Annotated in this window: 10 protein-coding genes; 5 read left to right on the top strand and 5 right to left on the bottom strand. The window is 61.1% G+C overall.

Features of this window, described 5'->3' with window-relative positions; translation table 11 throughout:
• Positions 1-3: 3 nt before the first annotated feature.
• From HX793_RS04725 to HX793_RS04735, 3 genes are all read right to left on the bottom strand, one after another.
• Positions 4-963: a YbgA family protein gene (locus HX793_RS04725; RefSeq protein ID WP_177095013.1), complete on the bottom strand. Its 960-nt coding sequence runs from the start codon at positions 961-963 to the stop codon at positions 4-6.
• Between the two features lie 113 nt (positions 964-1076).
• Entirely contained in the window at positions 1077-1292 is a 216-nt protein-coding gene (locus HX793_RS04730) for a TIGR02450 family Trp-rich protein (RefSeq protein WP_016977059.1), read from the bottom strand.
• The gene (locus tag HX793_RS04735; RefSeq protein WP_177050354.1) at positions 1289-2275 is read right to left on the bottom strand and encodes an NAD(P)/FAD-dependent oxidoreductase; all 987 of its coding nucleotides are present in this window, start codon (positions 2273-2275) and stop codon (positions 1289-1291) included. Before HX793_RS04735 ends, HX793_RS04730 begins: the two co-directional genes overlap by 4 nt.
• A gap of 197 nt (positions 2276-2472) precedes the next feature.
• Between HX793_RS04735 and HX793_RS04740 the strand changes: the two genes are divergently transcribed.
• Together HX793_RS04740 and hemH are read left to right on the top strand one after the other, a co-directional pair.
• Entirely contained in the window at positions 2473-3372 is a 900-nt protein-coding gene (locus tag HX793_RS04740) for a TIGR01777 family oxidoreductase (RefSeq protein ID WP_177095010.1), read from the top strand.
• 14 nt (positions 3373-3386) lie between these two features.
• The gene (hemH, locus tag HX793_RS04745; RefSeq protein ID WP_177050350.1) at positions 3387-4409 is read left to right on the top strand and encodes a ferrochelatase; all 1023 of its coding nucleotides are present in this window, start codon (positions 3387-3389) and stop codon (positions 4407-4409) included.
• A 104-nt stretch (positions 4410-4513) separates the two neighbouring features.
• Here hemH and HX793_RS04750 read toward each other — a convergent pair whose 3' ends face one another.
• Positions 4514-6610, bottom strand: coding sequence for a TonB-dependent siderophore receptor (locus HX793_RS04750; protein ID WP_177095008.1), 2097 nt, complete (start codon positions 6608-6610; stop codon positions 4514-4516).
• Between the two features lie 112 nt (positions 6611-6722).
• Complete coding sequence (algW, locus tag HX793_RS04755; protein ID WP_016977055.1) at positions 6723-7877, bottom strand: Do family serine endopeptidase AlgW; 1155 nt, start codon at positions 7875-7877, stop codon at positions 6723-6725.
• A gap of 101 nt (positions 7878-7978) precedes the next feature.
• Between algW and HX793_RS04760 the strand changes: the two genes are divergently transcribed.
• From HX793_RS04760 to cysN, 3 genes are all read left to right on the top strand, one after another.
• Complete coding sequence (locus tag HX793_RS04760; protein WP_016977054.1) at positions 7979-8737, top strand: Nif3-like dinuclear metal center hexameric protein; 759 nt, start codon at positions 7979-7981, stop codon at positions 8735-8737.
• Between the two features lie 136 nt (positions 8738-8873).
• The gene (cysD, locus tag HX793_RS04765) at positions 8874-9791 is read left to right on the top strand and encodes a sulfate adenylyltransferase subunit CysD (RefSeq protein WP_005784641.1); all 918 of its coding nucleotides are present in this window, start codon (positions 8874-8876) and stop codon (positions 9789-9791) included.
• Between the two features lie 9 nt (positions 9792-9800).
• A complete protein-coding gene (gene cysN / locus HX793_RS04770; RefSeq protein ID WP_177095007.1) occupies positions 9801-11699 on the top strand; it encodes a sulfate adenylyltransferase subunit CysN in 1899 nt (632 codons plus the stop codon).
• Positions 11700-11799 lie beyond the last annotated feature (100 nt).

An 11799-nucleotide genomic window follows, 5' to 3' on the forward strand; every position in this document is an offset into this window, starting at 1 on the left:
GGGCTAGATCGCATTTCGCAGGCTGAGGTTTTCCGGGTGCGGTTGCAGGTAGGCCTGCTGCGCGATGTAGCGGTCCGGGTGTTGGCGAAAGTGGTGCTTGAGCAGGGCCAGTGGCACCACCAGCGGCACGATGCCTTGGCGGTACTGGCCGATGACGGTCTGCATTTCCTGCTTATCGTCGGCACTGATGACTTGTTTGAGGTAACCGCTGATGTGTTGCAGCACATTGGTGTGGGTGCCACGGGTGGCGCATTGGCTCAGGCCGGTCATCAGGTCGCTGAAGTAACAGGCGGCCAGTTCATCGAGGTGGGTCTCTTTGGTCATGCTGCCCAGCAGGTGCCCGAGGCTTTTGTAGTGCGCCGGGCTGTGGGCCATCAACAGGTATTTGTAGCGTGAATGAAAGGCCAGTAGGCGGTGGCGGGTCAGGCCTTCGGCCAGCAGCTGTTGCCAATCGGCGTAGACGAAGACGCGGGTCAGGAAGTTTTCCCGCAGCACCGGGTCATTCAATCGACCGTCTTCTTCCACCGGCAGATTGGGGTGACGCGCACAAAACGCTTGGGCGTAGACACCACGCCCGCCACCGTCGACCGGGGTGCCGTTGTCACGGTAGACCTTGACCCGTTCCAGGCCGCACGACGGTGACTTCTGCATGAAGATGTAACCGCACAGGTCGGTGTGTTCCGACGCCATCTGCTGGCCGTAATCGTCCAGCGGCTGGGTGACGTTCAGTTCGCGGTGCACCGTGCCGACGGCTTGCGGGTGGGCCGGGTCGCCCACCAGGCGGATCGGTTCGCGGGGAATGCCCAGGCCGATGGCGACCTCGGGGCACAGCGGCACGAAGTCGAAATAGTCGGCTAGGGTCTGGCTGCACAGCAGGGATTGTTTATGGCCGCCGTTGAAGCGCACGTTCTCGCCCAGGAGGCAGGCGCTGATGGCGATCTTTGGTTTGGTGGTGCTGGACATAAACGAACCCCCTGCAAGATTCCTGTACAAGATTAAAATCTTGTACAACTAAATCTCATCATAGATTCGATGCTGTACAAGTCAAATTATTTGTACAAGTTTTTGCGGGTCGGCTATTTCCAGCCGATTTTCCAGGCGTCGGCGTTTTGCAGGGTTTGCCAGGTGAAGCGTTCGGCGCGTCGGGTCATGACGGCTTGCAGCTCGATTTCCAGCACGATGCCTTCTTCATCCCGAAACAGTTCGGTGACCAAGAAGTGTTTTTCTTTGTTGCGAGGATGAGCTGCTGTCCATTTCGACAGCAGCAGTTTTGCGGGATTGATGCGGTTCATTGCAGGTGTTCGATCAAGCGTCGCGCGGCTTCCTGGCCACTGAGCCATGCCCCTTCGACCCGGCCCGACAGGCACCAGTCGCCACACACGTACAGACCCAGGTCGGCATCGGCGAGCACGCCGAATTCGTGGCTGCTGGACGGTCGCGCATAGAGCCAGCGGTGCGCCAGGCTGAACGACGGCGCGGGCATGGCACTGTGCAGCAATTCGGCGAAGGCGCCATGCAGGTGCTCGATTACCGCCTCCTTGGGTAGGTCCAGGTGGGCCTTGCTCCACGTGCTGGTGGCGTGCAGTACCCAGGTGTCGAGGTGGGTGTCGCGTCCCGGTTTGCTGCGGTTGCGCGCGAGCCAATCGAGGGGGCTGTCTTGCACGAAACAGCCCTCCATCGGTGTATCCAGGGGCTTGTCGAACGCCAGGGCGATGGCCCAGGTAGGGTCCATTTTCACGCCGGCGGCGGCACTGGCCAACTTGGGCGCAGCAGCCAGCAGGGCGGTAGCCTGGGGCGCTGGGGTGGCGATGATCACGTGGCTGAACGGGCCGTGGTTTTCGCCGTCGGCATCCAGCAGGTTCCAGTGTTGTTTGCCTTGAAACACTTCGGTGATGCGGCAGCCGAACGCCACCGGCAGGTCGTCGAGCAGGGCGCGGGTGATGGCGCTCATGCGCGGCGTGCCGACCCAGCGGATCTGTTCATCGGGGGAGGGGGTGAGTTGGCCGGACTTGAAGTTGTACAGCTGGGGTTTCCATTGCTCGGCCCAGCCATTGCTTTGCCAGCGTTGCACTTCGTTGACGAAGCGCCGGTCGCGGGCGGTGAAGTATTGCGCGCCCATGTCCAGGGAGCCGGCATCGCTGCGCTTGCTGGACATGCGGCCACCACTGCCGCGGCTTTTATCGAAGAGTTGTACAGCGTGCCCCGCGTCTCGTAACGCTCGGGCGGCGGAGAGACCGGCGATGCCGGTGCCGATGATCGCGATGGGAACAGTCATGGGGGGCCTCGTTTTACCGTTGGGTACAGACTACGCCGACACCAATAGCTGTACAATATTGTTTTTTGGTATAAGTTTTGGCTTACCTGTTCTTACGGCGTGACCTATGGTTAAAGCAGAGGCTTAATCCAACGTCACGCCCGCTGCTTATAAAATAGACTAGCGATGGGCGGCGAACGTTACATGAGGAACACCCCATGCACATTTTGCTGACCGGCGGTACTGGCCTGATCGGCCGCCAACTCTGCCACCACTGGCTTGCGCAGGGGCATCGGCTGACTGTGTGGAGTCGGCAGCCGGAACAGGTTGCCAAGCGGTGCGGCGCTCAAGTCGCAGGCGTCGAACACCTGCAACAGGTTATCGGCCCGGTGGATGCGGTCATTAACCTGGCCGGCGCGCCCATTGCTGATCGCCCGTGGACCCACAAGCGTAAGGCGTTGTTGTGGAGCAGCCGCATCAGTCTGACTGAAACCTTGCTGGCATGGCTTGAAGGTCTGGAGCAAAAACCAGCGGTGTTGATTTCCGGTTCGGCGGTCGGCTGGTACGGCGACGGCGGCGAGCGGGAATTGACCGAAGCCAGTGGCCCTGTGCAGGACGATTTCCCCAGCCAGCTGTGCATTGCCTGGGAAGAAATCGCTCAGCGCGCCGAAGGCTTGGGCATTCGTGTTGTGTTGGTGCGGACCGGTTTGGTGTTGTCGGCCGAGGGCGGCTTTTTGTCGCGGCTGTTGCTGCCATTCAAACTGGCGCTGGGCGGGCCGATCGGCAATGGTCGGCAGTGGATGCCGTGGGTGCATATCAAGGATCAAATCGCCCTGATTGATTTTCTTCTGCACAAGCCTGATGCCAGTGGTCCTTATAATGCCTGCGCGCCACACCCGGTGCGCAATCGCGAGTTTGCGAAAACCCTGGGCCGGGTGTTGCGCCGCCCGGCGTTCATGCCCATGCCGGCCTTTGCATTGAAGGTGGGTCTGGGCGAGTTGTCCGGCCTATTGCTGGGCGGGCAGAAGGCGGTGCCCGAGCGCTTGCTGGCCGCTGGTTTCACTTTCCAGTTCACTGAGTTGCGTGCGGCCTTGGATGACTTGTCCAGCCGCCTCTAGAGATAGGATGTTGCATGACGGATCACGCGTTGTTACTGGTCAACCTGGGCTCGCCAAAATCCACCTCGGTGGCCGATGTGCGCAGCTACCTCAATCAGTTCCTGATGGACCCTTATGTGATCGACCTGCCGTGGCCAGTGCGGCGCTTGCTGGTGTCGCTGATCCTGATCAAGCGCCCCGAGCAGTCGGCCCATGCCTACGCATCCATCTGGTGGGACGAAGGTTCGCCGTTGGTGGTGCTGAGCCGCCGTTTGCAGCAGCAGATGACCACGCAGTGGACCCAGGGCCCGGTGGAGTTGGCGATGCGCTATGGCGAGCCGTCCATTGAAAGCGTGTTGACGCGCCTCGCCGCCCAGGGCATCCGCAAAGTCACCCTGGCGCCGCTTTACCCGCAGTTCGCCGACAGCACCGTGACCACGGTGGTGGAAGAAGCGCGGCGTGTGCTGCGCGAGAAAAAGCTCGACCTGCAATTTGCCACTCTGCAGCCTTTCTACGATCAACCTGAATACCTCGACGCACTGGTAGCCAGCGCCAAGCCGCACTTGCAGCAGGACTACGATCATTTGCTATTCAGCTTCCACGGCTTGCCGGAACGCCATCTGCAAAAACTCAACCCTGGGCATACCTTCGATGGCGCCACCGATTGCTGCGTGAACGCATCCCCTGAAGTGCGTGCCACCTGTTATCGCGGGCAGTGCTTCAGCGTGGCGCGGGACTTTGCCGCGCGCATGGGCCTGCCGGAGGATAAATGGTCGGTGGCCTTCCAGTCGCGGCTGGGTCGAGCCAAGTGGATCGAGCCCTACACCGAAGCGCGCCTGGAAGCCCTGGCCCAGCAAGGCGTGAAAAAGCTGCTGGTGATGTGCCCGGCGTTCGTTGCCGACTGCATCGAGACGCTGGAGGAAATCGGCGATCGCGGGCTGGAGCAGTTCCGCGAGGCCGGGGGGGAGGAATTGGTGCTGGTGCCGTGTCTGAATGATGACCCGCAGTGGGCGAAGGCGCTCAACACCCTGTGCGAACGGGCACCGCAATCATTGTAGGAGCGAGCTTGCTCGCGAAGGACGTCAACGATAACGCAGCGCTTCTGAGTTAACGCGGCGCTCTCAGGGGCATCGCGAGCAAGCTCGCTCCTACAGGTAGGCGTTTAGAGCTTTAGGGTCAGGCTGACCGTGAGATTGCGCGGCTCACCCGGATTGATCCAATAGTTGCTGTAGGACCGCTCGTAGTACTTCTCATCAAACAGGTTGTTGAGGTTCAAGCCCACGGTGACATTCTCCGTAGCCTTGTAATGGGCCAGCAGATCAACGGTGTGATAGGCCGGTAGCTCAAAGTTCGTGCCGGCCTCACCGGAACGATCGCCCACATACGTGAATGCCGCGCCCAGGTCCGAGCCGCGCAACGCGCCATCCTGAAACTCATAAACCCCCAACAGACTTCCGCTACGCTTGGCCACGCCAAGGATGCGGCTGCCGGTCGGAATGGCTTTATCGCCTTTGGTAACTTCGGCGTCGATGTAGGCAAACGCACCAATCACCCGTACGGCATCGGTCACTTGCCCGGTCAGTTGCAGGTCAAAACCCTGGCTGCGTGCCTTGCCCACGGCGCGGTTGAGGTTGGTGGCCGGGTCCAGGGTCAGTACGTTTTCCTTTTCGATATGGAAGGCGGCGAGGGTGGCGCTGAGGCGGTCGTCGAACAGCTCGCTCTTGATTCCCACTTCATAGCCCACCCCTTCTTCTGGCTTGAAGGATTTGTTGTTGGCGTCCAGGCCGCTGTTGGGCTTGAACGATGTGGAGGCGTTGGCGAACACCCCCACCTGCGGTGTGAGCTGATACAGCAGGCCGGCGCGTTGGGTAAACGCGTCGTGGGTCTGCTTGCTCTTGGCGTGGTTGCGGGTGAAGTCGTCGATGCTCTGCTCGAAATGCTCGAAGCGCGCACCGACCATACCGCGCAGGCGGTCGGTGAAGATGATCTGGTCTTGCAGGTTCAGCGCGTGGCTTTTGGTCTGTTCGAAGAAGTCGGTGCCGGAGCGCGCGCCGCTGGGTTTGGGCTTGCCGTAGACCGGATTGTAGATGTCGATGGGGTAGCGGCTACCGCCAATCGCCGTGACGCGTTCTTTCTTACGGTAGTCCTCGTATTCGGTGCCGATCAGCAACTCGTGCTGCCAACTGCCGATGTCGAACAGGCCGCGCAGCCCCAACTGGGTGATGCTGTCGTGCCAACCCATGGAACGCTCGCGGTAGCGGCGGTCGATGGTGTGGCCGTCGGCGTTCAGTGCGCGGTTTTCCGAGGCGTCGCCCCACAGGCTGCCTTGCTTATAGTGGCTGGCCAGACGCAGTTTCCAGGCGTCGTTGAGGTGGTGTTCGAGGGTCGCCTGAATGCGATTGTTGTGGTTGTCGATATCGCCATCGTTGGGTTCGCCGAGGAAGGTGGAGCGGGATACGCCGGGGGCGTCGACAATGCCACGGTCGAAGGTGGAGCTGTGGCGCACGAATTCGCTTTCCACCAGCAGGCTGGTGTCCGGGTCCAATTGCCAACTGAACGAAGGCGCGACGAATACCCGCTTGCTCTGCACGTGGTCGCGGAAGCTGTGGTTGTCTTCCACCGCCAGGTTAACCCGCGTCAGTACCTTGCCCTCGATGTCCAGCGGGGTATTGACGTCCACGGCGGTGCGATAACGGTCCCAACTGCCGGCGCTGGTTTGCAGGGTGGTGAAGGCTTCAGGCTGGGGCTTCTTGGTGACGATGTTCACCGTGCCGCCAGGATCGCCACGGCCATACAGGCTGGCGGCGGGCCCTTTTAGCACTTCGATGCGTTCGATATTCGCCGCGTCCGGTGTGCTCGGGTAGCCACGGTTGGCGCTGAAGCCGTCCTGATAGAACTCCGACGTGGTGAAGCCGCGCACGCTGTATTCGTAGAGTGTCAGGCCGCCGAAGTTGTTCTGCTTGGACACGCCGCCGGCAAACTCCAGGGCGCGTTCCACGTTGGTACTGCCCAGGTCCTTTAGCACCGTCGCGGGAATCACACTGATGGACTGTGGGATGTCACGAATCGCGGTGTCGGTCTTTGTCGCGCTGGCCGAACGAGTGGCGCGGTAGCCCTTGACGGGGCCGGTGCTGGACTCATAGGCGTCGGTGGTGACGCTGATGGCGTCGAGTTCCAGGATGTTTTCTTCGGCGTAGGCGGGGTCGAGCAGCAAACCCAAGGCCAGGCCAGCCAAGGGGGCGATTCTTCGAGACGGCATGATAGAGCGTTCCAATAGCGATATTGAAACAATATAACATGACCAATGAGAATGAATTGCTTTGAAATATAAGCTTACAGGTGCCCGCATACGGGCACCTGTGAGTGAGGGGTTATTCTTCTTCCTTGACCGGCGCAGGCGGTGGACGTAGCCCGATTTCCGCCAACAGTTTGATCTCCTTACCGTTGCGCATCACCTGGATCGCCACCTTGTCGGTCGGCTTGATCCGCGCCACCTGGTTCATCGACTTGCGGCCATCACCGGCCGGTTCGCCATTGATGCTGAGGATCACATCACCCAGTTGCAGGCCGGCTTTCTGCGCCGGGCCGTCGCGGAAGATCCCGGCGACCACGATGCCTGGGCGTCCGGTCAGGCCAAACGACTCGGCCAGTTCCTTGGTCAACGGCTGTACTTCAATCCCCAACCAGCCACGAATCACCTGGCCGTGCTCGATGATCGACTTCATCACTTCCATCGCCAGCTTCACCGGGATCGCAAACCCGATGCCCTGTGAGCCGCCGGATTTGGAGAAAATCGCCGTGTTGATACCGGTCAGGTTGCCATTGGCATCCACCAGCGCACCGCCGGAGTTACCCGGGTTGATCGCCGCGTCGGTCTGGATGAAATCTTCGTAGCTATTGAGGCCCAATTGGTTACGCCCGGTGGCGCTGATAATGCCCATGGTCACGGTCTGGCCGACGCCGAACGGGTTGCCGATGGCCAGTGCTACGTCACCGACGCGCAAACCATCGGAACGGCCGAGGGTGATGGACGGCAGGCTTTTCAGGTCGATCTTCAGTACCGCGAGGTCGGTTTCCGGGTCGCTGCCCACCACGCGGGCCAGGGTTTCGCGGCCGTCACGCAGGGCCACCACGATCTGGTCGGCGCCGGTGGTCACGTGGTTGTTGGTGAGGATGTAGCCCTCGGGGCTCATGATCACGCCAGAACCCAGGCTGGATTCCATGCGCCGCTGCTTGGGCCCGTTGTCGCCGAAGTAGCGGCGGAACTGCGGGTCTTCAAACAACGGGTGCGCCGGTTTGTTGATGACCTTGGTCGTGTACAGGTTGACCACCGCCGGGGCGGCGATGACCACCGCGTCGGCGTAAGTCACCGGGCCTTGCACCACCGCGTTGGTTTGCGGGGCCTGTTGCAGGTTCACATCCAGGCTGGGCAGGCCCACCAATTCGGGGTAGCGCTGAATAATCAGCATCGCGATCAGCACGCCAGCCAATAATGGCCATCCAAAAAAACGCAGCGCCTTGAGCATCAAGTAAGTCCTGACAGGTTGCAGGGGGCGAGAGAGCGCCCATAATGTCGCGCATTATACGAGGCTGTGACGCCTGCGAACGGGATATTTAGGAGTCTTTTATGGCCGTCCCCCTTACCACCCTCGTCGAGGAAGCGGACCGCTACCTCGGCAGCGCAAAAATTGCCGATTACTGCCCCAATGGCCTACAGGTCGAGGGCCGCCCGCAAGTGATGCGCATCGTCAGCGGCGTGACCGCCAGCCAGGCCCTGCTGGACGCGGCCGTCGAAGCCCAGGCCGATCTGATCCTGGTGCACCACGGCTATTTCTGGAAAGGCGAAAACCCCTGTATCACTGGCATGAAACAGCGCCGCCTCAAGACGCTGCTCAAGCACGACATCAGCCTGCTGGCCTACCACCTGCCGCTGGACCTGCACCCTGACGTCGGCAACAACGTGCAGCTCGCCCGTCAGCTGGATATCACCGTCGAAGGCCCGCTGGACCCGAGCAACCCCAAGATCGTCGGCCTGGTCGGCTCCCTGGCCGAGCCCCTGTCGCCCCGTGATTTCGCCCGCCGTGTGCAGGAAGTCATGGGCCGCGAACCGCTGCTGATCGAAGGCAGCGAGATGATCCGCCGCGTCGGCTGGTGCACCGGCGGTGGCCAGGGCTATATCGACGACGCGATTGCGGCCGGTGTCGACCTGTACCTGAGCGGCGAAGCCTCCGAGCAAACTTTTCACAGCGCCCGCGAAAACGACATCAGCTTCATCGCCGCCGGCCACCACGCCACCGAGCGCTACGGCGTACAGGCCCTGGGCGATTACCTGGCGCGGCGCTTTGCCTTGGAGCATCTGTTCATCGATTGCCCCAACCCGATTTGAGGGCCAAACCTGGGGGCATATTCATATACCGTTTCGATCTAGCTGGCTCCCTGAATAGAAGCAGGTGCTGTGCTAGCATGCCCCGCTCGAACACGGCCCGCAGGCCGTCCATAAGATCGTTTTTCCGTGAGTAACCATGGTCGACAAACTGACGCATCTGAAACAGCTGGAGGCGGAAAGCATCCACATCATCCGCGAGGTCGCCGCCGAGTTCGACAACCCGGTGATGCTCTACTCGATCGGTAAAGACTCCGCCGTGATGCTGCACCTGGCGCGCAAGGCCTTCTTCCCGGGCAAGCTGCCGTTCCCGGTGATGCACGTCGACACCCGCTGGAAATTCCAGGAGATGTACAAGTTCCGCGACAAGATGGTCGAGGAGCTGGGCCTGGACTTGATCACCCACGTGAACCCGGACGGCGTGGCGCAGGGCATCAACCCCTTCACCCACGGCAGCGCCAAGCACACCGACATCATGAAGACCGAAGGCCTCAAGCAGGCGTTGGACAAACATGGTTTCGACGCAGCGTTCGGCGGTGCCCGTCGCGATGAAGAGAAATCCCGCGCCAAAGAGCGCGTGTACTCGTTCCGCGACAGCAAACACCGCTGGGACCCGAAAAACCAGCGCCCCGAGCTGTGGAACGTCTACAACGGCAACGTCAACAAGGGCGAGTCGATCCGTGTATTCCCGCTGTCCAACTGGACCGAGCTGGACATCTGGCAGTACATCTACCTCGAAGGCATCCCGATCGTGCCGCTGTACTTCGCCGCCGAACGCGAAGTGATCGAGAAGAACGGCACGTTGATCATGATCGACGACGACCGCATCCTCGAACACTTGTCCGACGAAGACAAAGCCCGAATCGTCAAAAAGAAAGTACGTTTCCGTACCCTTGGCTGCTACCCGTTGACGGGCGCGGTGGAGTCCGAAGCCGAGACGCTGACGGACATCATTCAGGAAATGCTCCTGACGCGAACTTCCGAGCGCCAGGGCCGTGTCATCGACCACGATGGTGCAGGCTCGATGGAAGATAAAAAACGTCAAGGCTATTTCTAAGGGGCTGTCATGTCGCATCAATCTGATTTGATCAGCGAGGACATCCTCGCCTACCTGGGCCAGCACGAGCGCAAGGAAATGTTGCGCTTCCTGACCTGCGGCAACGTCGACGACGGCAAGAGCACCCTGATCGGGCGCCTGCTGCACGACTCCAAGATGATCTACGAAGATCACCTGGAAGCCATCACCCGCGATTCGAAGAAGTCCGGCACCACCGGCGATGATATCGACCTGGCACTGCTGGTCGACGGCCTGCAGGCCGAGCGTGAGCAAGGCATCACCATCGATGTGGCCTACCGCTACTTCTCCACCGCCAAGCGCAAATTCATCATCGCCGACACCCCCGGCCATGAGCAGTACACCCGCAACATGGCCACCGGTGCCTCCACCTGTGACCTGGCGATCATCCTGATTGACGCGCGTTATGGCGTGCAGACCCAGACCCGTCGCCACAGCTTTATCGCCTCGTTGCTGGGTATCAAGCACATCGTGGTGGCCGTCAACAAGATGGACATCAATGGGTTCGACCAGAGCGTATTCGAGCAGATCAAGGCCGATTACCTGAAGTTCGCCGACGGTATCGCCTTCAAGCCGAGCACCCTGGCGTTCGTGCCGATGTCGGCGCTCAAGGGCGACAACGTGGTCAACAAGAGCGAGCGTTCGCCTTGGTACACCGGGCAGTCGCTGATGGAGATCCTCGAAACCGTCGAGATCGCCAACGACCGCAACTACACCGACCTGCGTTTCCCGGTGCAGTACGTCAACCGTCCGAACCTGAACTTCCGTGGTTTCGCCGGCACCCTGGCCAGCGGCATCGTGCACAAGGGCGATGAAGTCGTGGTGCTGCCGTCGGGCAAGAGCAGCCGCGTCAAATCCATCGTCACCTTTGAAGGTGAGCTGGAAAACGCCGGCCCAGGCCAAGCCGTGACCCTGACCATGGAAGACGAGATCGACATCTCCCGTGGCGACCTGTTGGTACATGCCGACAACGTGCCGCAGGTAACCGACGCCTTCGACGCCATGCTGGTGTGGATGGCCGAAGAGCCGATGCTGCCGGGCAAGAAATACGATATCAAGCGCGCCACCAGCTACGTGCCGGGTTCCATTACCAGCATCGTGCACCGTGTGGATGTGAACACCCTGGCCGAAGGTCCGGCGAGTTCGCTGCAACTGAACGAAATTGGCCGGGTCAAGGTCAGCCTTGATGCCGCCATCGCCCTGGACGGTTACGACAGCAACCGCACCACGGGCGCGTTCATTGTTATCGACCGGTTGACCAACGGCACCGTTGCGGCGGGCATGATCATCGCGCCGCCTGTGACCCACGGCAGCTCGGCGCAGCACGGCAAGTTGGCCCACGTGGCCACCGAAGAACGTGCCCAGCGCTTCGGCCAGCAACCGGCCACCGTGCTGTTCAGCGGCCTGTCGGGCGCTGGCAAGAGCACCCTGGCCTATGCGGTTGAGCGCAAGCTCTTCGACATGGGCCGTGCGGTATTCGTACTGGATGGCCAAAACCTGCGTCACGACTTGAACAAAGGCTTGCCGCAAGACCGTGCCGGCCGCACCGAGAACTGGCGTCGTGCCGCACACGTGGCGCGTCAGTTCAACGAAGCGGGCCTGCTGACTCTGGCCGCGTTTGTGGCCCCGGATGCCGAAGGCCGTGAACAGGCCAAGGCGCTGATCGGCGCTGATCGTCTGCTGACCGTCTACGTGCAAGCGTCGCCGCTGGTGTGCGCCGAGCGTGATCCGCAGGGCCTGTACGCGGCGGGTGGGGATAACATCCCTGGCGAATCCTTCCCGTACGACGTGCCGTTGAATGCCGACCTGGTGATCGACACCCAGGCCTTGTCGTTGGAAGAAAGCGTCAAGCAAGTGCTGGAGCTGTTGCGCAAGCGCGGCGCGATCTAAGCGTCACGCGCACAAAAAAAGCCCGCCACCGATCACTCGGTGGCGGGCTTTGTACATTCTCAAGATCGAACTCGGTCAATGTGGGAGCTGGCTTGCCTGC

Source organism: Pseudomonas reactans (assembly GCF_013387025.1).
In the GTDB taxonomy this organism is placed as follows: Bacteria; Pseudomonadota; Gammaproteobacteria; order Pseudomonadales; family Pseudomonadaceae; genus Aquipseudomonas; species Aquipseudomonas reactans.

Excerpts from the sequence above, each read along its gene's own strand:
- HX793_RS04725 (WP_177095013.1), bottom strand. The coding sequence starts at position 963 with ATGTCCAGCACCACCAAACCAAAGATCGCCATCAGCGCCTGCCTCCTG.
- HX793_RS04730 (WP_016977059.1), bottom strand. The coding sequence starts at position 1,292 with ATGAACCGCATCAATCCCGCAAAACTGCTGCTGTCGAAATGGACAGCA.
- HX793_RS04735 (WP_177050354.1), bottom strand. The coding sequence starts at position 2,275 with ATGACTGTTCCCATCGCGATCATCGGCACCGGCATCGCCGGTCTCTCC.
- HX793_RS04740 (WP_177095010.1), top strand. The coding sequence starts at position 2,473 with ATGCACATTTTGCTGACCGGCGGTACTGGCCTGATCGGCCGCCAACTC.
- hemH (WP_177050350.1), top strand. The coding sequence starts at position 3,387 with ATGACGGATCACGCGTTGTTACTGGTCAACCTGGGCTCGCCAAAATCC.
- HX793_RS04750 (WP_177095008.1), bottom strand. The coding sequence starts at position 6,610 with ATGCCGTCTCGAAGAATCGCCCCCTTGGCTGGCCTGGCCTTGGGTTTG.
- algW (WP_016977055.1), bottom strand. The coding sequence starts at position 7,877 with ATGCTCAAGGCGCTGCGTTTTTTTGGATGGCCATTATTGGCTGGCGTG.
- HX793_RS04760 (WP_016977054.1), top strand. The coding sequence starts at position 7,979 with ATGGCCGTCCCCCTTACCACCCTCGTCGAGGAAGCGGACCGCTACCTC.
- cysD (WP_005784641.1), top strand. The coding sequence starts at position 8,874 with ATGGTCGACAAACTGACGCATCTGAAACAGCTGGAGGCGGAAAGCATC.
- cysN (WP_177095007.1), top strand. The coding sequence starts at position 9,801 with ATGTCGCATCAATCTGATTTGATCAGCGAGGACATCCTCGCCTACCTG.